Origin of the sequence: Rodentibacter rarus, assembly GCF_001998965.1 — a bacterium.
Classification (GTDB): Bacteria; Pseudomonadota; Gammaproteobacteria; order Enterobacterales; family Pasteurellaceae; genus Rodentibacter; species Rodentibacter rarus.
Genome location: NZ_MLHJ01000046.1, coordinates 1 through 25,335, shown reverse-complemented (window position 1 = coordinate 25,335; position 25,335 = coordinate 1). Strand labels below are relative to the sequence as shown.

General features: G+C 39.8%; 26 protein-coding genes. 22 read left to right on the top strand and 4 right to left on the bottom strand.

From position 1 onward, the window contains the following. The first annotated feature begins 113 nt into the window (after positions 1 to 113). Positions 114 to 1,628, top strand: a complete 1,515-nt coding sequence (locus BKK50_RS05780; RefSeq protein WP_077416213.1) for a sodium-dependent transporter — start codon at positions 114 to 116, stop codon at positions 1,626 to 1,628. A gap of 1 nt (position 1,629) precedes the next feature. Next, positions 1,630 to 1,725 (top strand): methionine/alanine import family NSS transporter small subunit, encoded by a 96-nt coding sequence (locus tag BKK50_RS05775; protein WP_077416211.1) that lies wholly within the window; start codon positions 1,630 to 1,632, stop codon positions 1,723 to 1,725. Positions 1,726 to 1,782: 57 nt separating this feature from the next. Here the strand turns inward: BKK50_RS05775 and gyrB are convergent, their stop codons facing one another. Together gyrB and glpX are read right to left on the bottom strand one after the other, a co-directional pair. Next, on the bottom strand, positions 1,783 to 4,206 hold the full coding sequence (gyrB, locus tag BKK50_RS05770) for a DNA topoisomerase (ATP-hydrolyzing) subunit B (RefSeq protein ID WP_077416210.1): 2,424 nt from the start codon (positions 4,204 to 4,206) through the stop codon (positions 1,783 to 1,785). 138 nt (positions 4,207 to 4,344) lie between these two features. Then, entirely contained in the window at positions 4,345 to 5,358 is a 1,014-nt protein-coding gene (glpX, locus tag BKK50_RS05765) for a class II fructose-bisphosphatase (protein WP_077416208.1), read from the bottom strand. 149 nt (positions 5,359 to 5,507) lie between these two features. On the opposite strand from glpX, the gene zapB reads away from it, so the two are divergent. The 3 genes from zapB (at position 5,508) to mnmG (ending at position 8,528) form a co-directional block, all read left to right on the top strand. Further along, entirely contained in the window at positions 5,508 to 5,726 is a 219-nt protein-coding gene (gene zapB / locus BKK50_RS05760; RefSeq protein WP_077416206.1) for a cell division protein ZapB, read from the top strand. Positions 5,727 to 5,774: 48 nt separating this feature from the next. Continuing rightward, positions 5,775 to 6,215, top strand: a complete 441-nt coding sequence (mioC, locus tag BKK50_RS05755; RefSeq protein ID WP_077416204.1) for an FMN-binding protein MioC — start codon at positions 5,775 to 5,777, stop codon at positions 6,213 to 6,215. Positions 6,216 to 6,638: 423 nt separating this feature from the next. Continuing rightward, a complete protein-coding gene (mnmG, locus tag BKK50_RS05750) occupies positions 6,639 to 8,528 on the top strand; it encodes a tRNA uridine-5-carboxymethylaminomethyl(34) synthesis enzyme MnmG (protein WP_077416202.1) in 1,890 nt (629 codons plus the stop codon). Between the two features lie 161 nt (positions 8,529 to 8,689). Here mnmG and BKK50_RS05745 read toward each other — a convergent pair whose 3' ends face one another. Continuing rightward, on the bottom strand, positions 8,690 to 10,786 hold the full coding sequence (locus BKK50_RS05745; RefSeq protein WP_077416200.1) for a TonB-dependent receptor domain-containing protein: 2,097 nt from the start codon (positions 10,784 to 10,786) through the stop codon (positions 8,690 to 8,692). A gap of 252 nt (positions 10,787 to 11,038) precedes the next feature. Beyond that, on the bottom strand, positions 11,039 to 11,902 hold the full coding sequence (locus tag BKK50_RS05740) for an SDR family oxidoreductase (protein ID WP_077416198.1): 864 nt from the start codon (positions 11,900 to 11,902) through the stop codon (positions 11,039 to 11,041). 154 nt (positions 11,903 to 12,056) lie between these two features. Between BKK50_RS05740 and BKK50_RS05735 the strand changes: the two genes are divergently transcribed. From BKK50_RS05735 to BKK50_RS05655, 17 genes are all read left to right on the top strand, one after another. Next, positions 12,057 to 12,419 (top strand): winged helix-turn-helix transcriptional regulator, encoded by a 363-nt coding sequence (locus BKK50_RS05735; RefSeq protein WP_077416196.1) that lies wholly within the window; start codon positions 12,057 to 12,059, stop codon positions 12,417 to 12,419. 58 nt (positions 12,420 to 12,477) lie between these two features. Then, positions 12,478 to 13,089 (top strand): 16S rRNA (guanine(527)-N(7))-methyltransferase RsmG, encoded by a 612-nt coding sequence (gene rsmG, locus BKK50_RS05730; RefSeq protein ID WP_077416194.1) that lies wholly within the window; start codon positions 12,478 to 12,480, stop codon positions 13,087 to 13,089. 123 nt (positions 13,090 to 13,212) lie between these two features. Beyond that, positions 13,213 to 13,587: an ATP synthase subunit I gene (locus tag BKK50_RS05725; protein WP_077416192.1), complete on the top strand. Its 375-nt coding sequence runs from the start codon at positions 13,213 to 13,215 to the stop codon at positions 13,585 to 13,587. Positions 13,588 to 13,613: 26 nt separating this feature from the next. Then, positions 13,614 to 14,402: a F0F1 ATP synthase subunit A gene (atpB, locus tag BKK50_RS05720; RefSeq protein ID WP_077416190.1), complete on the top strand. Its 789-nt coding sequence runs from the start codon at positions 13,614 to 13,616 to the stop codon at positions 14,400 to 14,402. A gap of 56 nt (positions 14,403 to 14,458) precedes the next feature. Beyond that, entirely contained in the window at positions 14,459 to 14,713 is a 255-nt protein-coding gene (gene atpE / locus BKK50_RS05715; RefSeq protein ID WP_005539567.1) for a F0F1 ATP synthase subunit C, read from the top strand. 48 nt (positions 14,714 to 14,761) lie between these two features. Beyond that, a complete protein-coding gene (gene atpF / locus BKK50_RS05710; RefSeq protein ID WP_077416188.1) occupies positions 14,762 to 15,232 on the top strand; it encodes a F0F1 ATP synthase subunit B in 471 nt (156 codons plus the stop codon). A 13-nt stretch (positions 15,233 to 15,245) separates the two neighbouring features. Then, complete coding sequence (atpH, locus tag BKK50_RS05705) at positions 15,246 to 15,791, top strand: F0F1 ATP synthase subunit delta (RefSeq protein WP_077416186.1); 546 nt, start codon at positions 15,246 to 15,248, stop codon at positions 15,789 to 15,791. A gap of 15 nt (positions 15,792 to 15,806) precedes the next feature. Then, positions 15,807 to 17,348, top strand: a complete 1,542-nt coding sequence (gene atpA, locus BKK50_RS05700; protein WP_077416185.1) for a F0F1 ATP synthase subunit alpha — start codon at positions 15,807 to 15,809, stop codon at positions 17,346 to 17,348. A gap of 17 nt (positions 17,349 to 17,365) precedes the next feature. Next, positions 17,366 to 18,235: a F0F1 ATP synthase subunit gamma gene (atpG, locus tag BKK50_RS05695; protein WP_077416183.1), complete on the top strand. Its 870-nt coding sequence runs from the start codon at positions 17,366 to 17,368 to the stop codon at positions 18,233 to 18,235. Between the two features lie 16 nt (positions 18,236 to 18,251). After that, positions 18,252 to 19,625 carry a F0F1 ATP synthase subunit beta gene (gene atpD, locus BKK50_RS05690; protein ID WP_077416181.1) on the top strand — a complete coding sequence of 458 codons (1,374 nt, stop codon included), beginning with the start codon at positions 18,252 to 18,254 and terminating at the stop codon, positions 19,623 to 19,625. Between the two features lie 30 nt (positions 19,626 to 19,655). Further along, positions 19,656 to 20,084 carry a F0F1 ATP synthase subunit epsilon gene (locus BKK50_RS05685; protein ID WP_077416179.1) on the top strand — a complete coding sequence of 143 codons (429 nt, stop codon included), beginning with the start codon at positions 19,656 to 19,658 and terminating at the stop codon, positions 20,082 to 20,084. 123 nt (positions 20,085 to 20,207) lie between these two features. Next, entirely contained in the window at positions 20,208 to 20,747 is a 540-nt protein-coding gene (pyrR, locus tag BKK50_RS05680; protein WP_077416177.1) for a bifunctional pyr operon transcriptional regulator/uracil phosphoribosyltransferase PyrR, read from the top strand. A 76-nt stretch (positions 20,748 to 20,823) separates the two neighbouring features. Further along, positions 20,824 to 21,756, top strand: coding sequence for a peptidylprolyl isomerase (locus BKK50_RS05675; RefSeq protein WP_077416175.1), 933 nt, complete (start codon positions 20,824 to 20,826; stop codon positions 21,754 to 21,756). Positions 21,757 to 21,821: 65 nt separating this feature from the next. After that, positions 21,822 to 22,868, top strand: a complete 1,047-nt coding sequence (gene mltG / locus BKK50_RS05670; RefSeq protein ID WP_077416173.1) for an endolytic transglycosylase MltG — start codon at positions 21,822 to 21,824, stop codon at positions 22,866 to 22,868. A 1-nt stretch (position 22,869) separates the two neighbouring features. After that, a complete protein-coding gene (gene tmk, locus BKK50_RS05665) occupies positions 22,870 to 23,502 on the top strand; it encodes a dTMP kinase (RefSeq protein ID WP_077416171.1) in 633 nt (210 codons plus the stop codon). Next, a complete protein-coding gene (locus BKK50_RS05660) occupies positions 23,499 to 24,482 on the top strand; it encodes a DNA polymerase III subunit delta' (protein WP_077416169.1) in 984 nt (327 codons plus the stop codon). The genes tmk and BKK50_RS05660 overlap by 4 nt, the downstream gene beginning before the upstream one ends. Positions 24,483 to 24,496: 14 nt before the next feature. Continuing rightward, entirely contained in the window at positions 24,497 to 25,279 is a 783-nt protein-coding gene (locus BKK50_RS05655; protein WP_077416167.1) for a YchF/TatD family DNA exonuclease, read from the top strand. Positions 25,280 to 25,335 lie beyond the last annotated feature (56 nt).

The following is a 25,335-nucleotide window of genomic DNA, read 5'->3' as shown; positions in this document are numbered from 1 at the left end:
TGCATAATACCGAAAAATTCCGTAAAAAATGACCGCTCTTTTATCAATTTTATTGACTAGGTTGGAGATTTCATTATAGTTGAACTCTTTTTCATTTTTAACAGGAACAATTTATGACTCAATCTGCTCCAAAACGCGAGACATTCTCCGGTCGCAGAGCGTTTATTCTCGCCGCAATTGGCTCAGCCGTTGGTTTAGGCAATATTTGGCGTTTTCCTTATACCACCTACGAAAATGGCGGTGGTGCATTTATTATTCCCTACCTTATCGCACTATTAACTGCGGGGATCCCTCTTCTATTCTTAGACTATGCTATCGGACATCGTCACCGTGGTGGTGCGCCTTTATCCTATCGCCGTTTCAGCCCACATTTTGAAGTCTTTGGCTGGTGGCAAGTGATGGTTAACGTCATTATCGGCTTATATTACGCCGTGGTATTAGGTTGGGCAGCAAGCTATACCTATTTTTCTATCAACGGAGCCTGGGGCGATAAACCCATTGATTTTTTCATCGGTGAATTTTTAAAAATGGGCGATATTAGCAACGGGGTGAGTTTTGAATTTGTTGGTATGGTCACCGGTCCATTAATTACCGTATGGGTGATTGCCTTAGGCGTACTTTCTATGGGTATTCAAAAAGGGATTGCAAAATCCTCATCCATTCTTATGCCGGTTCTTGTAGTAATGTTTGTCACTCTCGTGATTTACTCCCTCTTTTTACCAGGTGCCGAAAAAGGGCTAAATGCACTCTTTACACCGGATTGGTCAAAACTTTCCAACCCAAGTGTGTGGATTGCCGCCTATGGTCAGATTTTCTTCTCACTTTCTATCTGTTTCGGGATTATGGTGACCTACGCCTCCTACCTGAAAAAAGAATCCGATCTGACCGGTAGCGGTTTAGTTGTAGGATTTGCCAACAGTAGTTTTGAAGTGCTCGCCGGTATTGGGGTGTTTGCCGCATTAGGTTTCATTGCAATGGCACAAGGGCAAGAGGTCAGCGAAGTGGCAAAAGGCGGGATTGGTCTAGCCTTCTTTGCTTTCCCAACTATTATCAACAAAGCCCCTTTTGGTGAAGTGCTTGGCGTACTGTTCTTCGGTTCACTCACTTTTGCCGCTCTCACCTCATTTATCTCCGTGATTGAAGTGATTATCTCTGCTATTCAAGACAAACTTCGTATTCGCCGTGCGAAAGTCACCTTTATCGTAGGTGTACCAATGATGTTTGTTTCCGTTATTTTATTCGGTACCACAACCGGCTTACCAATGTTGGATGTTTTCGATAAATTCGTCAACTATTTCGGTATCGTTGCTGTGGCATTTGTTTCTCTCGTTGCCATTGTTGCCAATGAAAAACTCGGCTTATTGGGCGATCACTTAAACGAAACCTCTTCTTTCAAAGTAGGATTTTTCTGGCGTTTATGCATTGTGCTTACCACTGGTATCCTCGCCTTTATGTTATTTAGTGAAGGCGCCAAAGTCTTCTCTGAAGGTTATGAAGGCTATCCAAGTTGGTTCGTGAATATTTTTGGCTGGGGTATGGCAGTTAGCTTACTCGTGGTTGCGTTTATCCTTTCTCGCTTGAAATGGAAAAGCGAAACCCAATTAACCGTGGAAACAAAAGGAGAATAAAATGAGTTCTAGCGCAATTGTTATGATGATCGTTGCCCTCGGCGTGATCTGGGGCGGTTTCTTTTTTGCTCTTCTTCGATTACCAAAAGAAAAATAATGAAATTATAGACCGCACTTTGAAAAGTGCGGTCTCTTTTTACTCTATTTTTCTAGATTAAATATCCAAATTCGCTCTTAGCGCATTTAGTTCAATAAACTCACGGCGTGGCTCTACTTCATCACCCATTAATGTGGTGAAAAGTTGGTCTGCTGCAACGGCATCTTTAATAGACACTTTCAACATACGGCGGGCATTTGGATCCATAGTGGTTTCCCAAAGTTGATCCGCATTCATTTCACCCAATCCTTTATAACGTTGTACTTCCAAACCTTTGCGTGATTCTTTGACTAACCATTCTACGGCTTGTTCAAAGGTGCGTACCGGTTGGACTTTTTCACCACGGGCAACATAAGCTCCCTCTTCTAATAATCCGTTTAATTTCGTATTGAGTGAAACGATTTTTGCATATTCATTACCACTGACAAAATCAAAGTTAATAAAGTAATCGTTGTCGATACCGTGTTTACGAACAGTAATGATTGCCTCATAAACCTGACGTTCAGCATTAAATTGAGTACGCAGTGCATATTGATGGGCTTCTGTTTCTTTTTCCTCAAGCAATTGAACAAAGGATTTAGCCCAATTTTCAACCGCACTTTCTTCACGCATCATTTCAACAGAAAGCGGTGCTTGATAAATTAACCCTTGCAATAACGGTGTTGGATAATGGCGGCTTAAACGCCCAATCAATTTTTGTACACTATTGTATTCTGCCACCAATTTTTCAAATGCAAGGGCATTCATTGCCGGTGCATTTTCACTGATATGCAAAGCAGCACCATCAAGCGCAAGGGTTGATTCATATTGCTCCATTTCCTCCGCATCTTTAATATAACGCTCTTGTTTGCCTTTTTTCACTTTATAAAGCGGTGGTTGGGCAATATACACATAACCCCGCTCGATAAGCTCCGGCATTTGACGATAGAAAAAGGTGAGTAAAAGGGTACGAATATGTGATCCATCCACATCTGCATCGGTCATAATGATGATGTGGTGATAACGTAATTTATCCGGATTATATTCATCACGCCCGATACCACAACCCAATGCAGTAATCAATGTACCCACTTCTTGAGAAGAAAGCATTTTATCGAAACGGGCTTTTTCAACGTTTAGAATTTTCCCTTTTAGCGGCAAAATGGCTTGTGTTTTGCGATCACGACCAACTTTTGCAGAACCGCCTGCAGAATCCCCCTCCACTAGGTAAAGCTCTGAAAGTGCAGGGTCTTTTTCTTGACAATCTGCCAGTTTTCCCGGAAGCCCTGCAATATCCAATGCCCCTTTACGGCGTGTCATTTCACGGGCTTTACGCGCCGCTTCACGGGCACGTGCTGCCATAATAATTTGGTTTACAATGATTTTCGCATCAGCAGGATTTTCCAATAAATATTCCTGCATTTTCTCATTCATTGCCGATTCCACCGCACTTTTCACTTCGGAAGAGACTAATTTATCTTTGGTTTGTGAAGAAAATTTCGGATCAGGCACTTTCACAGAAATAATGGCCACCAAACCTTCCCGTGCATCATCACCGGAAGTGGACACTTTTTCCTTTTTCAATAAACCTTCATTTTCCATATAGCTATTTAGGCTACGGGTCAATGCACCACGGAAACCGGCTAAATGCGTGCCGCCATCACGTTGTGGAATATTATTAGTAAAACAATAGACGTTTTCATTTACCCCATCATTCCATTGCAACGCCACTTCCACCCCAATGCCGTCTTTTTCTGCGGTGAAATAGAAAGGTTTTGGGTGAATTGGGTTTTTATTTTTATTTAAATATTCTACGAAAGCCTGAATTCCGCCTTCATAGTGGAAATGATCTTCTGTGCCATCACGTTTATCCACTAAACGAATGGAAACCCCTGAATTTAAAAATGAAAGTTCACGCAAGCGTTTTGCCAGAATTTTGTAATCAAAGGTGGTGATCGCAAAAATATCCGGACTAGGCCAAAAACGGACTGTTGTACCGCTTGTTTCGGTATTGCCAATAATCGTCAATGGTGCTTGTGGCTCACCTAAATGATAAAACTGTTCATGAACATGACCTTGACGGCGGATAGTAAGCTGTAATTTATCCGATAAAGCATTAACAACAGAAACCCCCACACCGTGCAAACCACCGGATACTTTATAAGAGTTATCGTCAAATTTACCGCCGGCGTGCAACACGGTCATAATCACTTCTGCGGCAGAAACCCCTTCTTCAGGGTGAATATCCACAGGGATACCCCGTCCGTCATCTTGTACGGAAACAGAATTATCATCATGAATTGTCACAATAATATCAGAGCAATAGCCTGCTAAGGCTTCATCAATGGCGTTATCCACCACTTCAAACACCATATGATGCAAACCGGTGCCATCATCGGTATCACCAATATACATCCCCGGGCGTTTACGAACGGCATCAAGCCCTTTTAATACTTTAATGCTGGATGCACCATAGTTATCGGTCGTGGTCGTTTCTGACATAATTAATCTCTATTTTGTAAATGAAAAATTAGGCGGGATTATAGCAAAAAATAGACGGATTGGCGAATTTGGCGCTAAGAGAGAAAAGGGATGTGCGATCAAAATTCATCGAAAATTTCGACCGCACTTTTACTGAAATTAAATATTTAAAATTTTATAGATTTCCGAATCTTTACGATCTAAATAATGAACGGACTGAATTTTACGAATAGTGCGTGATTTACCTCGGATCAAAATGGTTTCCGTGCTGGCTAGGTTACCTTTACGGGAAATCCCTTTTAACAATTCACCATGGGTAATACCGGTAGCAGCAAAAACAAGATTATCATCACGCACTAACTCTTCTAATTTCAATACTTCATTCACTTTTACACCGAGTTCTTCACAACGGCGAATTTCTTCCTCTGCGATTTTTCGATTTTCTTCGCTCTCCCCTTTCACTTCATTGCGTGGAATTAAACGAGCTTGCATATCGCCGCCTAATGCTCGAACAGCTGCCGCTGCTGCTACCCCTTCAGGTGCGCCACCAATGCCATAAATCATATCCACTTCGGCATCAGGTAAACAACATAGAACAGAAGCGGCAACATCGCCATCGGGAATCGCCATCACACGAATACCTAAATCGTGCATTTGTTTAATTACTGCCTCATGACGAGGTTTTGCCAATACCATCACCGTTAAATCTGATAAAGATTTTCCTAAACGGGAAGCGGTGCGGCGAAGATTTTGTTCAAGGGGCAACGCTAAATCAATCATACCTTTCACTTCCGGCCCCACCACGATTTTTTCCATATACATATCCGGTGCTTTTAAAAACGTTCGTTTTCCGCCCGCAGCCAATACAGAAATCGCATTAGATTGCCCCATTGCCGTCATACGGGTTCCATCAATAGGATCAACTGCAATGGAGACAAGTTCACCATTACCCGAACCGACTTTTTCACCGATATAAAGCATCGGTGCTTCATCAATTTCCCCCTCTCCAATAACAATTTCCCCATCCATATGAATAAGATTTAGCATATAACGCATAGCTTTCACCGCTGCCTCATCTGCCGCATTTTTGTTGCCACGTCCAAGCCAAGTATAGGCAGCCAGTGCCGCAGCTTCCGTTACACGAGAAAATTCAATAGCCAATGCACGATTCATTCTTTATCTCCATTTATTCCAAGCAAAAACCATATTATTTTAACACTATGCAAACGCTTGCATAATAAATTTTTATTGAAGGCTTTAAAAAGAAAAGTGAAGTAGGTACAATAAAGCCGTTTCGGACGTTATTTTAAAAGGAAATCACTATGTCATTAGAAATTTTAAACCAGCTTGAAGACAAAATTAAACAAGCGGTAGAAACCATTCAATTACTTCAACTTGAAGTAGAAGAACTAAAAGAACAAAACAGCCAATCTCAACAAACCGTTGAGGCATTGCAAAATGAAAATGAGCAATTAAAAAATGAACACCGCAATTGGCAAGAGCACATCCGTTCATTACTTGGCAAATTTGATAATGTTTAATCATTTTAAAGGCTTAGATTTTCTAAGCCTTTTTCTTTGGGTTATTTTATGAATATTTGTATCCTTTCCGGTAGCACCTTGGGCACAGCCGAATATGTCGCTGAACATTTGGAAGAAGTGCTTAAAACACAAGGATTTTCAACCGCACTTTTCCACAATGCCAGCTATGATGATGTGATTGATAAACCACTATGGTTGATCGTCACTTCCACCCATGGTTCGGGTGAAATTCCCGATAATTTACGTCCTCTCATTGATCAAATAGCACAATCTGCTCAGGATCTTTCACATTTGCGTTTTGCCATTGTTGGTTTAGGTAATTCGGACTACGATACCTTTTGCTATGCCACGAATCATATCGAAAATATTCTAGAACAAAAAAGTGCGGTCAAACTTTGTGAAAGTTTAAAAATTGATGTGCTCAATATTGATGATCCTGAAAGCTGTAGTGAAGAATGGCTCCCTCTATTTATTCAATCCATTGCATAATTTTCTCAATAAAACGATGATTTTAATGGTCATCGTTTTTTATTTTCTGTGGATAACTCTAAAAAAACTTGTCAAAAAACTGTATTTTTTCACTGAATAATCTTTATTTTTTTATAATCTGTGGATAACTAAAGCCCTTATCCACAACAAAAGATGATGATTTTGCTCATAGATCAACACTTTTTGATAAGATCTAACTTATTAATTTATAAAAAGAAAAGGATCTTATCCACAATGTAAAAGGATCCTAATAGTAACAATAATAAGATCTTTAACTATAAAATAGAGATCTTATATTTATTATCTCAGAACTTTTCGATCTTTTTATCCATTTCATTTCGGATCGAATTCTCACTTTCAAGCAAAATCGAATTTCTGTAAAATACCGCACATTTTTAGATCCAAATAAAATTAGAGAAAACGATGTTTTATACTGAAACTTATGATGTGATCGTCATTGGTGGTGGCCATGCCGGAACAGAAGCAGCCTTAGCCCCTGCCCGTATGGGATTAAAAACCCTTTTATTAACTCACAATGTAGATACATTAGGGCAAATGTCTTGTAATCCTGCTATTGGTGGGATCGGTAAAGGACATTTGGTTAAAGAAGTGGATGCCATGGGCGGTTTAATGGCTCATGCTGCGGATAAAGCGGGAATTCAATTTCGCACTTTAAATAGTAGTAAAGGTCCTGCTGTAAGAGCGACTCGTGCGCAAGCGGATCGCGTGTTATATCGTCAGGCGGTACGAATTGCTCTTGAAAATCAACCTAATCTTGATATTTTCCAGCAAGAAGCTACGGATATCTTAATTGAACAGGATAGAGTAACCGGTGTTACCACTAAGATGGGATTAACATTTCGTGCAAAATCGGTGATTCTAACAGCCGGTACTTTTTTGGCTGGCAAGATCCATATTGGACTGGAAAATTATGAAGGGGGACGTGCAGGCGATCCTGCGTCAACCACATTAGCAGAACGTTTGCGTGATCTCAATTTACGGGTGGATCGCCTTAAAACAGGCACACCACCACGCATTGATGCCCGTACCATTAACTTTGATATTTTAGCAAAACAGCATGGTGATGCTGTCTTACCGGTATTTTCATTTATGGGATCACGATTGGATCATCCACAACAAATTCCTTGTTATATTACCCATACGAATGATCGAACCCATGAGGTGATCCGTAATAATTTGGATCGTAGTCCGATGTATACCGGTGTGATCGAAGGGATCGGACCTCGTTATTGCCCTTCTATTGAAGATAAAGTTATGCGTTTTGCCGATCGTAATTCTCACCAAATTTATTTAGAGCCGGAAGGATTAACCAGTAATGAAGTTTATCCAAATGGGATCTCAACCAGTCTTCCCTTTGATGTGCAAGTGAAGATCGTTAATTCAATGAAAGGTCTAGAAAATGCTCGAATTATCAAACCGGGCTATGCCATTGAATATGATTATTTTGATCCGCGTGATCTCAAACCAACATTAGAAACCAAAGCTATTTCAGGATTATTCTTTGCCGGTCAAATTAACGGCACGACAGGTTATGAAGAAGCCGCTGGACAAGGGTTGCTTGCAGGGATTAACGCTGGACGTTATGTCCAAGAAAAAGATTTATGGTATCCACGTCGCAATCAAGCCTATATGGGCGTATTGGTCGATGATCTCTGTACATTAGGAACAAAAGAACCTTACCGGGTGTTTACCTCCCGTGCAGAATATCGTCTGTTATTGCGTGAAGATAACGCGGATATTCGTTTAACCCCGATTGCCTATGAGTTTGGTTTAATTGATGAGGCTCGTTGGGCTCGTTTTAATCAGAAAATGGAAAATATTGAACGTGAACGTCAGCGTTTACGTAATATTTGGTTGCACCCTCGTTCGGAATATTTAGAAGAAGCCAATAAAGTGCTGGGTAGCCCATTGGTGCGTGAAGCCAATGGTGAAGATTTATTACGTCGTCCGGAAATGAATTATGAGATTTTAACTTCGCTTACCCCTTATCAGCCTGCAATGGAAGATAAAGAGGCGGTCGAACAAGTGGAAATCGCCATTAAATATCAAGGCTATATTGAGCATCAAGAAGAAGAAATCGAAAGACAAAAACGTCATGAAAATACGGTGATTCCGGATCAATTTGACTACACTAAAGTATCGGGATTATCCAATGAAGTCCGTACTAAATTAGAGCAACACCGTCCTGCCTCTATCGGACAAGCAAGCCGTATTTCCGGCATCACGCCTGCCGCCATTTCAATCATTTTGGTTAATTTGAAAAAGCAAGGGATGTTGAAACGTGGGGAATAGATTAGATAATAAAGAGCGGTCAAATTTGATGGCGTTTTTTATTACAATCTTGAAATTTAATTAAACTCACATTCATTTTAGCCATAAAAAATGCCTTTAACTTTTTGTTAAGTAAAGGCATTTTTATTTATAGTGAGCGGGATGAGCTATTCAATATTAAACTAGAATGTATAATTGACACCTAAACGATATTCACGACCACGACCAGGGAACTGACCACGCTGACCATGAGGTTTATAGAGCTTATTTGCCACATTATCAATCGCAATATTGATATTCATTTGATCGTTATTGAATGGTTTCCAGTTTAATGTGATATCGGTTACGTTATAACCATCTTTCCCTTCTTCAGAGCCGGTTTTGAGGGTTCCACCTGTAATAAAGTAATTATCGGATGCCTTAACTTTTTCTACAATACGGTGATGTACACCTATTTCTAAGTTGGGTTGTTCAAAGCGATAGCTCAAAGAAGCAGTCCAAGTTCTACCAATTGCAGAGGCATATTCCGGATTACCGCTTAGTAGGCTGATTTCTTCAGGTTGTCCTTGACGATTTGTTCCCCATCTTGTTTGAGAATAGAAACGTGGTTTACTATGTGCCACACCAACACGAGCGGTAAAGCCATTGTTATGATATCCAATGTTTAGTTCATAACCCCTATTTTTAATTTTACCGGCATTAACAATCTCTTGTGCATCATTTCCGTGATTATCACGCCCATTCGTTGTGCCTAGCGCATCTTTGATATCTTGCCAGAAGTAACTTCCGTCAAAACTAAACATACCATCGTTGTAATTGAAGCCAATTTCGGTATTACGCGCCTGTTCCGCTTTAGTTTTATCACCAATAGTGATTATTCCACGGGCACCATGAGACATAACTGCATCGTGCATACGCGGACTGCGGGTGGCATAGTTATGACTCGCACTCAAACTTAAGTATTCAATGGGTTCATAAATAATTCCTACACTTGGATTGAACGCACCATCATTACGTTTTTTACCGTCCATTGCTTTAAAGTTAAAATGATCATAACGCAAACCTGTTGTTAAGATGATTTTATCAATAAGCGTGGTAATGGCTTCAAGATAAAGACCGGTATCTGTTTTTTCTTGATTCACGATTTGAGGATTAAATTTAGCGTGAGGTTTTACTTCTTGATGACGATAGTTGATACCGTATTTGAGTAAGATATTTTTGTGGAGAGAGGAATCGAAGTTAAGATTTGCACCATGGGTGACGACTTTTGTTTTAGTTGAACCATTATTTCTATCTCCACCAGCATAACCATTACCCTTATCATTAGCAGACCAACGACTGTGAACCAAACGATAAACATTCGCTGTTGCTTCTTGGGCAAATCCTAGGTTTTTACCGATCCACTCTAAGTTAGTGTTGGTCACAGACATTTTACGGTTAGCAGGTGCTTGTCTTGAGGTATTTAGACGAGGATTTGACTCATCAATAGGAAATTCTTCACGTACTGTACGTTCACCTTCGTGTTGTTCATTTAAATGACTTAATACAAAACGCTGTTCACCAAGGGTTGCGCCTAATTTTACTAAATAACTTATTTTATCAAGTGCAGAATGAGGAACACGATTTGAACCTGGATTTATACCACTTTGGTAATGTTTACCACCTTTATAATCGCTCTCTTTTACACGATTACCGGCAATGAGGGCATCGAAAATTTCACCTTTACCAAATACCGTGGCGTTATAGTTGTGAGCGTGGTTAGAGCTTACACCTCCGCCAATTTTCGCACCAATATTTTTATTACTGTCTTTTAACAAATCTAACGCATCTAAGGTTTTTGCAATGATAGCCCCGTTTGTTTGCCCGATACCGGCAGAAGCACTCCCGGCACCTTTTTGTACCGAAACAATTTTCACCAATGCAGGATCAAGCATATGACGTCCTTGATGATAATGAATTTGACTGTCTGAATAAGCATTATCAATTTTGACATCAATAGAATTTTGCCCCATACCACGAATATAAAGGTACTGAGAAGTCCCATTACCTGCACCTAAACTGATGGACGGTTCATATTTGAACAATCCTCGCAAATCAGTTTCAGTACTTTCATCTTTCAATTTGGTTGTTACAACATTGCTTTGTACTTTTAAACCTTGATTGCTTGTCACAACAACGGTATCAAGTGTTGCCATATCACTCTTTTCTGCTGAAGCATTTCCTACATATAACGCCCCCATTATTGCAGTGGTGATAGGAAGTAATTTAAAGTTTCTCATTTCATTGCTCCTGTAGGTTAAGATAAATTTAATAAATTATTAAAAATGATAATTATTATTAATAATGTTGTATAAAATGTCAATCTTAATAGACCAAATCTAGGTATGAAAAAGAAAACGAATATCATAAATACATAAAAAAAATCCCGACAATATCGGGATTTTATACAATTTTGATAAGCACATTTTTTTAAATATGAGGATAAAAAGTGAGTTTATAGTCAATGTGACAAGTGGAGGGGCTAGATGAAATTATCCATTAACAGCCACAGACAAAGCTTGTTTCACTGCCACATCTAAACCTGCTGTTGGGCGACCGAGTAATTTCTCAAGGGTTTTATCTTCTGAGAATAATGCACCCTTTGAGGCATCCACATCCCATTGAGCAATTAATCCGGCAAAGCCTGAATCCAAACCTGCTTGCACCAGTGCTGCGGCATAATCTTCAGCGGAAATGTCCACATAAGGAATGTCTTTGCCGGTTTGTTTGCTGATTTCAGCTGCAAGATCTGATAATGTCCAGCTGGTTGAACCGGCTAATTCGTAAGTTTTATTTTCGTGACCTTCACCTAATGCTACATTCACAGCGGCTTCCGCTAATTCAGCACGAAGTGCGGATGAAATTTTGCCATTTTTTGCTGAACCATAGAAAGCATTATTCGCTAATGTTGCCGGAATTGATCCCGTGTAGTTTTCGGTGTACCAGCCATTGCGTAAAATAGTGTAAGCCATACCTGAAGCTTTTAATGCAGCTTCAGTTTCAACATGTTCACCGGCAAGGGATTTTACGGTATTGTCATTTGTTGCACCAAGCAAGCTGGTATAAATTATATGTTTTACCCCTGCTTTTTTAGCTGCTTCAATCACATTGTAGTGCTGTTGCGAACGTTGTCCTACCTCACTACTTGAAACCAAAATTAAAGTTTCTACGCCACTTAATGACTCAACTTGTCCTTCTGTTTTTGAATAATCAAATTTTCTGGCTTCCACATCTGAAATTTTTGCGGGGTTTCGTACCAAAGCGATAACATTGGCATTTTTTGCTTTTAATAAATCTAATGCGATGGCACCGAATTGACCTGTTGCACCTGTGATAGCGATTGTTTTGTTTGTCATTTCATTTTCCTCTCTATGTTGAAATAGTTGACCTTATTAATTGATGGCGACTATAATAATTTCAATTCTTACTTTTGAGAAGTACTTACATAAAAGTAAGTATTTAAAAATTTAATTAAAAAATAGTAACTCAATGATTTTAAAGGAAATAAAAATGGAAAATTTTTCTGAACGTGGAAATGTTTTGGCTTCAGCATGCCCTTCTCGTCAAATTTTGCAACATTTAACTAGCCGTTGGGGTGTATTAGTATTAATCAGTTTACATTCAGGCACGAAACGTTTTAGTGAATTACGTCGTATGATCGATGGGGTAAGCGAGCGTATGCTGACTAAAACATTACAAGAACTGGAAGCGGATGGTATGTTAATAAGAAAATCTTATAATACCGTCCCACCTCATGTGGATTACACATTAACGCCATTTGGCATACAGGCATCAAATAAAATGTTTGAGTTAGTGGATTGGCTGGAAACCAATTTAGGCAGGATTTTGCAGCAAAAATCGAAAAATCCATAGAATAATGACCGCACTTTCAAGTAGAATGAACGGCATTTTTACAAAGTATAGACGATCAATGAAAGCAAAATTAGACCGATTACTGACACAGGCAAATATCCAATTAAATGATCAACAAAAACAACAGTTGCTCGATCTTGTCAATTTATTAAACAAATGGAATAAAGCCTATAATTTAACTTCGGTACGCGATCCGCAAGAAATGTTGGTAAAGCATATTTTAGATAGTCTTGTTGTAAGTCCTTATTTACAAGGGGAATATTTTATTGATGTGGGGACAGGCCCCGGTTTACCCGGTTTACCTTTAGCGATAGCCAACCCAAATAAACACTTTGTATTACTCGATAGCCTCGGTAAACGTATAAGTTTTGTTCGTAATGCTATGCGTGAATTAGGTCTTAATAATGTCACCCCGATACTAAGCCGAGTGGAAGAATATCAACCTGATGAAAAATTCGATGGGGTATTAAGTCGAGCTTTTGCTTCACTGAAAGATATGACGGATTGGTGCCATCATCTTCCTAAAGAAAGTGGGTATTTTTATGCGTTAAAAGGTATTTATCACTCGGAAGAAATTCAACAGTTGGATGATAAATATACAATAAAACAAATCATACCATTACAAGTGCCGGAATTAGTGGGGGAACGACATTTAATCATTTTGCAGTAAATCGTTACATATTTGTAAAATTTTTCCAAAACTGTGATTTAGTTAACGTTTTTTTGGTAGTTTTTGAGTTGAATCTGATTTTTTCAAGAGTATAATTGCCAGGGTTTAAGGTTATTGAAAATAATGTCGAGAATTATCCAACAAGCGAAAATTCAGTATAGAAAAGCTATTCAAATTGAATTAGTCATCATGTTACTACTCGCTTGTTTTTTTGCTTTTTGGCAAATGAGAAATGGGATTGATTTTTTATTTGGCTTTCTTTCGGCATTACTTCCTTTCAGTGCTTTCGTCTATATGGTTTTTTACCGAAAACAACAACTATCGACAAAATTAAGCGCTTTTTACAGAGGGGAAACCATCAAGTTTGTATTAACCATTGTGCTCATTATCATATCTTTTAAATGGCTTTTGGTAACAAACTTCGTCATTTTCTTTAGTGGCTTTTTTATAGCGTTAATGTTGAATAATTTAATTCCATTTTTGCTTCGCCGAGTTTGATTTTTACTACATTCTAAGGGTTCGTTATGTCTGGACAAACTACATCGGAATATATTAGTCACCATCTCGCTTTCCTTAAAACAGGAGAGGGATTTTGGCATATCCATCTAGATACCTTGTTCTTCTCAATTTTAGCGGCAATCATTTTTCTCTTTGTTTTCTCGCGTGTTGCAAAAAAAGCCACAACGGGAGTACCCGGAAAAATACAATGTATGGTGGAAATTGTGGTGGAATGGATTAATGGTATTGTAAAAGAAAATTTCCATGGTCCGCGTGATGTGGTTGCCCCTCTTGCATTAACTATTTTTTGCTGGGTATTTATCATGAACGCCATTGACTTAATTCCCGTAGATTTCTTACCTCAATTGGCAGGTTTATTTGGTATTCATTATCTTCGTGCCGTACCGACTGCCGATATCAGTGCAACATTGGGTATGTCTGTTTGTGTTTTCTTCTTAATTCTTTTCTATACAGTAAAATCCAAAGGTTTCAAAGGATTAGTCAAAGAATATACCCTTCATCCATTTAATCATTGGGCATTCATTCCTGTTAACTTCATTTTGGAAACGGTGACTTTACTGGCTAAGCCGATTTCGCTTGCATTCCGTCTATTTGGTAATATGTATGCGGGTGAATTAATCTTTATCCTTATCGCTGTGATGTATTCGGTCAATATGGCTATCGCTGCGTTGGGTGTTCCTTTACATCTTGCTTGGGCAATTTTCCATATTTTGGTGATTACCTTACAAGCATTTATTTTTATGATGTTAACGGTTGTTTATTTAAGTATTGCTTACAATAAAGCCGATCATTAATCATTTTTTTATTAACCAGCTCTAGGGCTAAAACTCAACTTCTATTGGAGAACATTATGGAAACTGTAATTACAGCGACAATCATCGGCGCATCGATTCTTCTTGCATTTGCTGCGTTAGGTACGGCAATTGGCTTTGCTATCTTAGGGGGCAAATTCTTAGAATCTTCAGCACGTCAGCCTGAACTTGCATCAAGCCTACAAACGAAAATGTTTATCGTAGCCGGCCTTTTAGATGCGATTGCGATGATTGCAGTTGGTATTTCCTTACTATTCATCTTTGCGAATCCATTTATCGGTTTATTACAATAATCCCTTATTTGCTTATCAACGTAAAACAAGCATTTTAAGGAGGACGTTGTGAATTTAAATGCAACATTAATTGGTCAACTCGTTTCATTCGCACTGTTCGTATGGTTCTGTATGAAATTTGTGTGGCCACCAATTATTAAAGCAATTGAAACACGTCAAAGCCAAATTGCCAATGCCTTAGCATCTGCAGAAGCTGCCAAAAAAGAGCAAGCAGATACTAAATTACTTGCAGAAGAAGAAATTTCAAAAGCGAGAATTCAAGCTCAAGAAATTATCGATGCTGCAAACAAGCGACGTAATGAAGTGCTTGACGAAGTCAAAACTGAAGCAGAAGAGCTTAAAGCGAAAATTATTGAACAAGGTTATGCAGAAGTCGAAGCTGAACGTAAACGTGTTCAAGAGGAATTACGTCTTAAAGTGGCTTCATTAGCAATTGCCGGTGCCGAGAAAATTGTGGGTCGCACGATTGATGAAGCGGCAAACAATGACATTATTGATAAATTAGTTGCAGAACTATAAGAGGCTTTAGCTTATGTCAGAATTAACTACGATAGCTCGCCCTTATGCAAAAGCAGCATTTGATTTTGCCGTGGAGCAATCCGTAAATGATAAAAGTGCGGTAGAAAAATGGACAGAAATGTTGAAATTTTTGACCGCACTTGTGGAAAACGAACAAATGGAAGCCTTTCTTGTGAGTTCGCTTTCTTCTCAAAAAGTTGCGGATACGGTTATTTCAATTTGTGGTGAACAGCTCGATCAATATGGGCAAAATCTTATTCGGTTAATGGCTGAAAATAAGCGTTTGAGTGCTATTCCTGCGGTATTTTCCGAATTTACCCGTTATGTGGAAGAACATCAAGCCATTGCAGAGGTACAAGTCACTTCTGCACAACCATTGAATGCAACTCAAATTGAAAAAATTGCTGCGGCAATGGAAAAAAGATTAGCTCGCAAAGTGAAAGTAAATTGCAACGTGGATGATTCACTCATTGCCGGTGTTATTATCCGTACAGAAGATTTTGTAATTGATGGAAGTAGCCGTGGACAGCTCGACCGTCTTGCAAATGAGTTGCAATGATAAGAGGAATAAAAGATGCAACTAAATTCAACTGAAATTAGTGAATTGATTAAAAAACGAATTGCGCAGTTTGATGTGGTGAGTGAAGCCCGCAACACTGGGACAATTGTTTCCGTAAGTGACGGTATTATTCGTATTCACGGTTTGAGCGATGTAATGCAAGGGGAAATGATTGCGTTACCGGGAAATCGCTATGCTATGGCACTTAACCTTGAGCGTGACTCGGTAGGTGCGGTAGTCATGGGGCCTTATGCTGATTTAGCAGAAGGCATGGAAGTTCAATGTACCGGACGTATTTTGGAAGTACCGGTGGGTCGTGGTTTATTAGGTCGTGTGGTCAATACCCTTGGTCAACCGATTGATGGTAAAGGTGAAATCGAAAATGATGGATTTTCACCGGTTGAAGTGATCGCACCGGGTGTTATTGAACGTAAATCGGTGGATCAACCGGTACAAACCGGTTATAAAGCGGTGGACTCTATGGTGCCGATTGGTCGAGGTCAGCGTGAATTGATCATCGGAGACCGCCAAACTGGTAAAACCGCATTAGCAATCGATGCAATCATTAACCAACGTGATTCAGGGATTAAATGTATCTATGTTGCAATTGGTCAAAAAGCATCAACTATTGCAAACGTCGTGCGTAAATTAGAAGAACATGGTGCTTTGGCAAATACCATTGTGGTTGCTGCATCAGCCTCTGAATCTGCCGCATTACAATATCTTGCCCCTTATGCCGGTTGTGCAATGGGTGAATATTTCCGTGATCGTGGTGAAGATGCGTTAATTGTTTATGATGATTTATCAAAACAAGCGGTAGCTTACCGTCAAATTTCATTATTATTACGCCGTCCACCAGGTCGTGAAGCTTATCCTGGCGATGTTTTCTATTTACACTCACGTTTACTTGAACGTGCAGCACGGGTTAACGAAGAATATGTAGAAAAATTCACTAATGGTGAAGTAAAAGGAAAAACCGGTTCTTTAACTGCCCTTCCTATTATCGAAACCCAAGCAGGTGACGTTTCTGCTTTCGTACCAACCAACGTGATTTCCATTACCGATGGTCAGATTTTCTTAGAATCTAACTTGTTTAACTCAGGTATTCGTCCTGCGGTAAACCCGGGTATTTCGGTCTCTCGTGTAGGGGGTGCGGCACAAACTAAAGTAGTGAAAAAACTCGCCGGTGGGATTCGTACCGCATTAGCACAATACCGTGAATTAGCAGCGTTTGCGCAATTTGCCTCTGATCTTGATGATGCGACCCGTAAACAGCTTTCTCACGGTGAAAAAGTGACTGAATTATTGAAACAAAAACAATATGCACCGCTGAGTGTTGCAGAGCAATCTGTGTTGCTTTTCGCTGTTGAGTTTGGCTATTTAGAAGACGTAGAATTGCAAAAAATTGCAAGTTTTGAGACCGCACTTTTAGACTATGCTCACCGTAACCATGGCGACTTTATGGCAGAATTAACCAAAACCGGTAATTACAATGATGAGATAAAAGACACATTGAAAACGATTTTGGATAATTTTAAAGCCAATAGTGCTTGGTAAGATAACGGAGAAAGAAGATGGCAGGTGCAAAAGAGATAAAAACCAAAATTGCCAGTGTACAGAGTACACAGAAAATTACTAAGGCAATGGAAATGGTAGCCACCTCGAAAATGCGTAAAACGCAAGATCGTATGGCGGCTTCTCGTCCGTATTCTGAAACAATACGAAATGTTATCAGCCACGTCTCTAAAGCCAATATCGGTTATAAACACCCGTTTTTAGTTCAACGAGAAGTAAAAAAAGTTGGGATTTTAGTTGTTTCGACAGACCGTGGAATGTGTGGTGGTTTAAATATTAATTTATTTAAAACCGTCATGACAGAAATCAAAAAATGGAAGGATAAAGGGGTTACCGTAGAGTTAGGATTAATCGGCTCAAAAGGAATTAACTTCTTCCGTTCATTGGGGTTATCTGTGCGTGGACAGCTTTCCGGTTTGGGTGATAATCCGGCAATGGAAGATCTAATTGGTGTAGCAAACGGTATGTTTGATGTGTATAAAAATGGTGAAGTTGATGCGGTTTATATCGCTTACAATAAGTTCATCAATACCATGGCACAATTACCCGTTTACCAACAATTGATTCCATTACCGGCATTAGAAACCGATAATTTAGAACAAAAGCAAAATACTTGGGATTATCTTTACGAGCCTGAGCCAAAGGTTTTATTAGACAGTTTGCTCACGCGTTATTTGGAATCACAAGTATATCAATCTGTGGTGGATAACCTTGCTTCCGAGCAGGCTGCCCGAATGGTAGCAATGAAAGCGGCAACTGATAACGCAGGAAATTTAATCAATGACTTGCAATTAGTTTATAACAAAGCCCGTCAAGCAAGTATTACAAATGAATTAAATGAAATCGTTGCCGGTGCGGCTGCGATTTAAGGAAAGAGGAAAGGTAATGTCAGCAGGAAAAATTGTACAAATCATCGGTGCGGTGATTGACGTTGAATTCCCACAAGATGCAGTACCAAAAGTTTACGATGCATTAAAAGTTGAATCCGGTTTAACCCTTGAAGTTCAACAACAATTAGGTGGCGGTGTGGTTCGCTGTATCGCATTGGGTACATCTGACGGCTTGAAACGTGGTTTAAAAGTAGAAAATACCGGAAACCCAATTCAGGTACCGGTGGGAACGAAAACCCTCGGTCGTATTATGAATGTGTTGGGTGAACCTATTGATGAACGTGGCGAAATCGGCGCAGAAGAAAATTGGTCTATTCACCGTGCAGCACCAAGTTATGAAGAACAATCAAACAGTACGGAATTGCTTGAAACCGGTATTAAAGTTATCGACTTAATTTGTCCTTTTGCAAAAGGGGGAAAAGTTGGTCTTTTCGGTGGTGCGGGTGTAGGTAAAACCGTTAATATGATGGAATTAATCCGTAATATTGCGATTGAACACTCCGGTTATTCTGTATTCGCCGGTGTGGGTGAGCGTACTCGTGAAGGTAACGATTTCTACCACGAAATGACAGAATCTAACGTATTAGATAAAGTATCGTTGGTTTACGGTCAAATGAACGAGCCACCGGGTAACCGTCTGCGTGTCGCATTAACCGGTTTAACCATGGCGGAAAAATTCCGTGATGAAGGTCGTGATGTCTTATTCTTCGTGGATAATATTTACCGTTATACTCTTGCAGGTACGGAAGTATCAGCACTTTTAGGTCGTATGCCGTCAGCAGTAGGTTACCAGCCGACCCTTGCAGAAGAAATGGGTGTATTGCAAGAACGTATTACTTCAACTAAGACGGGTTCTATCACTTCCGTGCAAGCTGTTTATGTTCCTGCCGATGATTTAACGGACCCTTCTCCGGCAACAACTTTCACACACTTAGACTCAACAGTAGTATTAAGCCGCCAAATTGCCTCTTTAGGTATTTATCCGGCGGTTGATCCGTTAGATTCCACATCACGTCAATTAGATCCACTTGTTGTTGGTCAAGAACATTATGATGTGGCGCGTGGTGTACAAGGTATCTTACAGCGCTATAAAGAATTGAAAGATATCATTGCCATTCTTGGTATGGATGAATTATCGGAAGAAGATAAACTCGTAGTGGCGCGTGCCCGTAAAATTGAACGTTTCTTATCACAACCGTTCTTCGTGGCAGAAGTCTTTACAGGTTCACCGGGTAAATATGTGTCATTAAAAGACACTATTCGTGGTTTCAAAGGTATCTTAGAGGGTGAATACGACCATATCCCAGAACAAGCGTTCTATATGGTGGGTTCAATCGAAGAAGTGCTCGAAAAAGCCAAAAATATGTAATCACTTCAAGTTATTTGAAGGAGAACAAAAATGGCGACATTTAACCTAACAATAGTGAGCGCAGAGCAAAAAATCTTTGAAGGTGCAGTTAAGCAAATTCAAGCAACAGGAGTAGAGGGAGAACTTGGTATTTTGCCTAACCACACTCCATTACTAACGGCAATTAAACCGGGAATTGTGAAATTTACTCTTGAAGATGATAAAGAAGAAGTCATCTATGTATCGGGTGGCTTTTTAGAGGTTCAGCCAAAGGTTGTGACTGTGCTTGCTGATGTAGCAATTCGTGGTAGTGAGTTAGATGCGGATCGTATTCGTGAAGCAAAACGCAAAGCTGAGGAGAATATTGTGGCACAGGTTGCTGATGTTGATCATGAGCTACTGGTGGCAAAACTTTCCAAAGAATTAGCAAAACTTCGAGCCTACGAATTAACAGAAAAACTTGTGAAATCAAAAAGATAATAAAAAGTGCGGTTAAATTTAACCGCACTTTTTGTTTGTGGGTTGTCATTCATCAAAAGCAATTAAATTTCCTTGTTTTTTGTGGTATTTTACAGGCTGTTTCAGCGTTTATTTGGATGAATTATGGAAAAGATCATTATTGATGAAAATCAGTTTCATCGCACTATTTCTCGTATTTCCCATGAAATTATTGAAAAACACGCAAGCTTAGACCAAGTAGTGATTGTTGGTATTAAACGCCGTGGTGCGGAAATTGCGACATTAATCAAACGAAAAATTATGGATTTGATTGATGTAGACGTTCCTTCAATGGAGTTGGATATTACTTTTTATCGTGATGATTTACAGCATATTGATTCAGAAAATTCAATGCCGGTGTATCGTGGCGCATCACAATATCTCAATATTAAAGATAAAGAAGTGATTTTAATTGATGATGTTTTATTTACCGGGAGAACGATTCGTGCAGCGATGGATGCATTGGCTGATTTTGGTCGTGCAGCAAAAATTGAATTGGTCATTTTTGTTGATCGTGGACATCGGGAACTTCCTATTCGGGCGGACTATGTGGGTAAAAATGTGCCGACTAGTCGAGAGGAAAAAGTACAGGTTCGCACTCAAAAATATGATGGGTGTTACGAAGTCGCATTATTATCAAAATAATCCTAAGCTATTGTGAACCTTGTTTAAAATTGATACTCTAACGAACGTTATTGACTTATTTGAAGAATGATAAAAGATGAAAAAATTAGGACTAAAATCGCTTTTTATTACTCTGTTGGGTGTATTCACATTTTCTTTTATTCACGCAGCTGAGCGGGTTGTTGCAACAGTGGATGGTGTGCCTATATTAGAAAGCCAAGTGCGTTTGTCCATGGGGAAAAATGGGAATTATCAGGCGGCTTTAGATAAAGTGATTGATGATATTTTAGTACAAAAAGCGATTAAAGAATCCGGTGTGAAAATTAACCCTAGTGAGATTGATATGATCGTAGAAGATATTGCCGCAAGAAATGGTTTGACCTACGGTCAGTTTTTAGATGCGTTGGATTATCAAGGTATTTCCCTTAATGCATTTCGCCAGCAAATTGCGAACCAAATGATAATGTCGGGAGTGCGTAATCATGCAATTAGCAACAGCATTCAAGTTACACGTGAAGAAGTAGATGCCCTTGGGAAAAAAATGCTGAATGAAGCCAAAGCGAATGGCACAGAGAAAAAAGTGACCGGTAAAGAATATGAGGTTCGCCATATCCTGTTAAAACTTAATCCCTTGTTAAATGATGCACAAGCAAAAGCGGAGCTTAATCAAATCCGTGCCGATATTCTTTCCGGTAAAACCACTTTTGCAGATGCGGCATTAAAATATTCTAAGGATTATTTATCCGGCGCAAATGGTGGAAGTTTGGGTTATGCTTTCCTGGAAGCCTATGTGGAACCTTTCGCTAAAGCAGTACAATCCACTAAACCGGGCGTAATTTCTGCGCCATTTAAATCAGAGTTTGGTTGGCATATTTTAGAGGTAACAGGAACCCGTGATGGGGATCGCACAGAAGATGCCTATCGCCAAAAAGCCTATGAAAAGATTGTGAATAGCCAGTTACAAGATGCGACCAAAGATTGGGTAAAAGCATTGCGTAAGACAGCGGATATTCAGTATTTTAATCAATAAATTCATATTTCGTATGAGAGGGGCACTTTGCCCCTTTCGTTGTTTTTATTTTGTTGAGTACCATGATGAAAAAATGTTTAATTAGCCTATTTATTTTTCTGCTGATTGCTATGGGGGGGGGCTTTTGGGGTTATCAAAAACTCAAGGCTTTTCAACAAGAAAGCATCAATGCACAGCCTGATCAGCTTCTGTTTGTTGAACGTGGTACAACCGGTAAGAAATTGGTCACACTTTTTGAGCAAGAAAAATTGATCGAAAATGCACAGTTTCTCCCCTATTTATTAAAATTAAAGCCGGAGCTGAACAAAATTAAAGCAGGGGTCTATTCGTTAAATGGAATTCACACCGTAGACGATCTCTTAACATTGCTTAATTCGGGAAAAGAGGTTCAATTTAATGTGCAATTTATTGAGGGAAAAACCTTCAAAGAGTGGCGAAAAAACCTCGAAAATGCACCGCACTTAATCCAAACTTTAAAAGACAAAAGCGATCAAGAAATTTTCAAGTTACTTGATATTCCCAGTATCCTAAAAAGCATTGGAGAATATAAAAATCTTGATGGTTGGCTATATCCGGATACCTATAATTATGCGCCTAATTCAACCGATTTAGCCTTGCTTCAACGGGCTGCCGAACGGTTGAAAAAAGCCTTAGATAAAGCATGGAATGAACGTGATGAGAACCTTCCATTAGCAAACCCTCACGAGATGTTAGTATTGGCTTCCATTGTCGAAAAAGAAACAGGCATTGCGGCAGAAAGGGCTAAGGTGGCTTCAGTATTTATTAATCGCCTCAATGCAAAAATGAAATTACAAACCGATCCTACGGTCATTTACGGTATGGGCGAAAATTATCAGGGAAATATCCGTAAAAAAGATTTGGAAACCCCCACCCCCTATAACACCTATATCATTGACGGATTGCCTCCAACCCCTATTGCCATGGTGAGTGAAAGTGCTTTGCAGGCGGTGGCGCATCCTGAAAAAACCGATTTTTACTACTTTGTGGCAGACGGAAGTGGCGGGCATAAATTTACACGCAACTTAAACGAACATAATAAAGCGGTGCAAGACTATCTGCGTTGGTATCGTAGCCAAAAGAATGGGAAATAATATGATGGGAAAATTTATTGTTATTGAAGGGTTAGAAGGGGCAGGAAAAAGCACCGCTCATCAATCGGTGGTGAAGATATTAAATGAATTGGGAATCGATGATGTCGTGTTTACCCGAGAGCCGGGGGGAACGCCTTTGGCGGAAAAACTACGCCAGCTCATTAAACACGAAAAGGAAGAACCGGTAACCGATAAAGCGGAATTACTAATGCTTTATGCCGCCCGTGTCCAATTGGTAGAAAATGTGATTAAACCGGCACTTAGCCAAGGAAAATGGGTAGTGGGCGACCGCCATGATATGTCATCACAGGCTTATCAAGGTGGGGGGCGTCAGCTCGATCCGCATTTTATGAAAACCTTAAAAGAAATGGTTTTAGGGAATTTTGAGCCGGATCTCACCCTTTATTTAGATATTGATCCGAAAGTAGGATTAGCCCGCGCCCGTGGGCGGGGCGAGTTAGATCGTATTGAACAAATGGATCTTGATTTTTTCTACCGCACCCGAGCCCGTTATCTGGAATTAGTCAAAGACAACCCAAAAGCGGTCATTATTAACGCAGAACAACCCATTGAACAGGTGCGGGCAGATATTGAAAGTGCGGTTAAAAATTGGTGGAAACATATCGAAAAATGACCGCACTTTATCCTTGGCTCACCCCCACTTATACCCAAATAGCCCAAACCTTTTCAGAAGGCTTGGGGCATCATGCGGTGCTCATAAAATCGGATGCTGGATTAGGTGTAGAACACCTCTTTGAAATGCTTTCTCGCCGTATTATGTGCTTTACCCCACAAGATATCGCACCCTGTGGACAGTGCCATGCTTGTCATTTAATGCAAGCTCATAGCCACCCGGATTACCACGAATTAAGCCCTATAGAAGGCAAAGATATCGGCGTAGATCAAGTGCGTGAAATCAACGAAATTGTAGCGCAGCACGCCCAGCAAAATGGTAATAAAGTGGTCTATGTGAAAGGTGCTGAACGCTTAACGGAAGCGGCGGCCAATGCACTGCTTAAAACCTTGGAAGAGCCTCGTCCAAATACCTATTTTTTATTGCAAGCGGACAGCGCGGCAAGTTTGTTAGCGACAATTTATAGCCGTTGTCAGGTGTGGCATTTGTCATCCCCTCCAACGGAAATGTCACAGGCTTGGTTGCAAACGCAATGTGAGGAAGAAAAACAGGAAATGGCTACCGCACTTTCAATGGGTTTCGGTCGTCCATTGTTTGCTTTAGAGATATTACAACAAGGGTTAATTGAACAACGGAAAGATTTTCTTCGCCAATTTTGGCGTTTTTATCGCCGCCGCTCCCCTTTGGAACTGCTCCCTTTGTTTGACAAGGTGCATTATCTTCGTCAACTCGACTGGATTTTAGCGTTTCTTGCCGATAGCCTAAAACATAAACTTCACATCAGCGCTCATCGTCAAGTGACCGATTTAGTGCGTGGCGTTGAACAATTTAGTGATGAGCAAACGGCACTTGGATTGCTACAAGCCATTCAAATCATGCAAAAAGTGCGGTCAGATTTACACTCAATTAATGGTGTGAATGTGGAATTAATCCTGTTAGACGGTTTAACCAAACTTATCACAGAAGTATTTGAAAAATAAGGAAAGAATAAGCTATGTTTATTGTTGATTCCCACTGCCATTTAGATGCATTGGATTATGATAATTTACACAAAAACATCGCAGATGTGGTGGAAAAAGCCTACACACGGGAGGTGAAACATCTGCTCGCTATTGGGGTAACATTAAGCCGATTTGAAAAGGCCTATGAAGAATTAAAAGAGTTTGACAACATTTCATTGGCTTGTGGTGTGCATCCCTTGGATTTTGAAGAAGAACCCTATGATGCCGAACGTTTGCTACGCTTGGCGCAGGACAAAAAAGTCATCGCTATTGGTGAAATTGGTTTGGATTACTATTACAGTGCTGAGAATAAAACTGAACAGCAAGCCATCTTTGCCAGTCAAATCAACATTGCAAATCAGCTCAATAAACCGGTGATTATCCACACCCGCTCCGCCGGTGATGATACGATTTCTATGTTGCGTGAGCATCAAGCAGAAAAATGTGGCGGGGTGATTCATTGTTTTACTGAAACCTTAGATTTTGCTAAAAAAGCGCTAGATTTAGGCTTTTATATTTCTTGTTCCGGCATCATTACCTTTAAAAATGCGGAAGCTATTCGTGAAGCCATTCGTTATGTCCCGGTCGATCGTTTATTGGTGGAAACGGATTCGCCTTATCTCGCACCGGTGCCTTATCGAGGCAAGGAAAATCAACCGGCTTATACAAGGGAAGTGTGTGAATATGTGGCGGCGTTAAAGGGGGTATCAATGGAAGAATTTGCCCAAATCACCACACAAAATTTCGAGCGTTTATTTAAAATTAATGTACAATAAATACCCAATATTCAAGAGGGAAATCCAATGCGTAAATTTTTTGGGGCTGTACTAGA

What these genes read in the sequence shown, in the direction of transcription:
- BKK50_RS05780 (WP_077416213.1), top strand. Translation starts at nt 114, where the DNA reads ATGACTCAATCTGCTCCAAAACGCGAGACATTCTCCGGTCGCAGAGCG.
- BKK50_RS05775 (WP_077416211.1), top strand. Translation starts at nt 1,630, where the DNA reads ATGAGTTCTAGCGCAATTGTTATGATGATCGTTGCCCTCGGCGTGATC.
- gyrB (WP_077416210.1), bottom strand. Translation starts at nt 4,206, where the DNA reads ATGTCAGAAACGACCACGACCGATAACTATGGTGCATCCAGCATTAAA.
- glpX (WP_077416208.1), bottom strand. Translation starts at nt 5,358, where the DNA reads ATGAATCGTGCATTGGCTATTGAATTTTCTCGTGTAACGGAAGCTGCG.
- zapB (WP_077416206.1), top strand. Translation starts at nt 5,508, where the DNA reads ATGTCATTAGAAATTTTAAACCAGCTTGAAGACAAAATTAAACAAGCG.
- mioC (WP_077416204.1), top strand. Translation starts at nt 5,775, where the DNA reads ATGAATATTTGTATCCTTTCCGGTAGCACCTTGGGCACAGCCGAATAT.
- mnmG (WP_077416202.1), top strand. Translation starts at nt 6,639, where the DNA reads ATGTTTTATACTGAAACTTATGATGTGATCGTCATTGGTGGTGGCCAT.
- BKK50_RS05745 (WP_077416200.1), bottom strand. Translation starts at nt 10,786, where the DNA reads ATGAGAAACTTTAAATTACTTCCTATCACCACTGCAATAATGGGGGCG.
- BKK50_RS05740 (WP_077416198.1), bottom strand. Translation starts at nt 11,902, where the DNA reads ATGACAAACAAAACAATCGCTATCACAGGTGCAACAGGTCAATTCGGT.
- BKK50_RS05735 (WP_077416196.1), top strand. Translation starts at nt 12,057, where the DNA reads ATGGAAAATTTTTCTGAACGTGGAAATGTTTTGGCTTCAGCATGCCCT.
- rsmG (WP_077416194.1), top strand. Translation starts at nt 12,478, where the DNA reads ATGAAAGCAAAATTAGACCGATTACTGACACAGGCAAATATCCAATTA.
- BKK50_RS05725 (WP_077416192.1), top strand. Translation starts at nt 13,213, where the DNA reads ATGTCGAGAATTATCCAACAAGCGAAAATTCAGTATAGAAAAGCTATT.
- atpB (WP_077416190.1), top strand. Translation starts at nt 13,614, where the DNA reads ATGTCTGGACAAACTACATCGGAATATATTAGTCACCATCTCGCTTTC.
- atpE (WP_005539567.1), top strand. Translation starts at nt 14,459, where the DNA reads ATGGAAACTGTAATTACAGCGACAATCATCGGCGCATCGATTCTTCTT.
- atpH (WP_077416186.1), top strand. Translation starts at nt 15,246, where the DNA reads ATGTCAGAATTAACTACGATAGCTCGCCCTTATGCAAAAGCAGCATTT.
- atpA (WP_077416185.1), top strand. Translation starts at nt 15,807, where the DNA reads ATGCAACTAAATTCAACTGAAATTAGTGAATTGATTAAAAAACGAATT.
- atpG (WP_077416183.1), top strand. Translation starts at nt 17,366, where the DNA reads ATGGCAGGTGCAAAAGAGATAAAAACCAAAATTGCCAGTGTACAGAGT.
- atpD (WP_077416181.1), top strand. Translation starts at nt 18,252, where the DNA reads ATGTCAGCAGGAAAAATTGTACAAATCATCGGTGCGGTGATTGACGTT.
- BKK50_RS05685 (WP_077416179.1), top strand. Translation starts at nt 19,656, where the DNA reads ATGGCGACATTTAACCTAACAATAGTGAGCGCAGAGCAAAAAATCTTT.
- pyrR (WP_077416177.1), top strand. Translation starts at nt 20,208, where the DNA reads ATGGAAAAGATCATTATTGATGAAAATCAGTTTCATCGCACTATTTCT.
- BKK50_RS05675 (WP_077416175.1), top strand. Translation starts at nt 20,824, where the DNA reads ATGAAAAAATTAGGACTAAAATCGCTTTTTATTACTCTGTTGGGTGTA.
- mltG (WP_077416173.1), top strand. Translation starts at nt 21,822, where the DNA reads ATGAAAAAATGTTTAATTAGCCTATTTATTTTTCTGCTGATTGCTATG.
- tmk (WP_077416171.1), top strand. Translation starts at nt 22,870, where the DNA reads ATGATGGGAAAATTTATTGTTATTGAAGGGTTAGAAGGGGCAGGAAAA.
- BKK50_RS05660 (WP_077416169.1), top strand. Translation starts at nt 23,499, where the DNA reads ATGACCGCACTTTATCCTTGGCTCACCCCCACTTATACCCAAATAGCC.
- BKK50_RS05655 (WP_077416167.1), top strand. Translation starts at nt 24,497, where the DNA reads ATGTTTATTGTTGATTCCCACTGCCATTTAGATGCATTGGATTATGAT.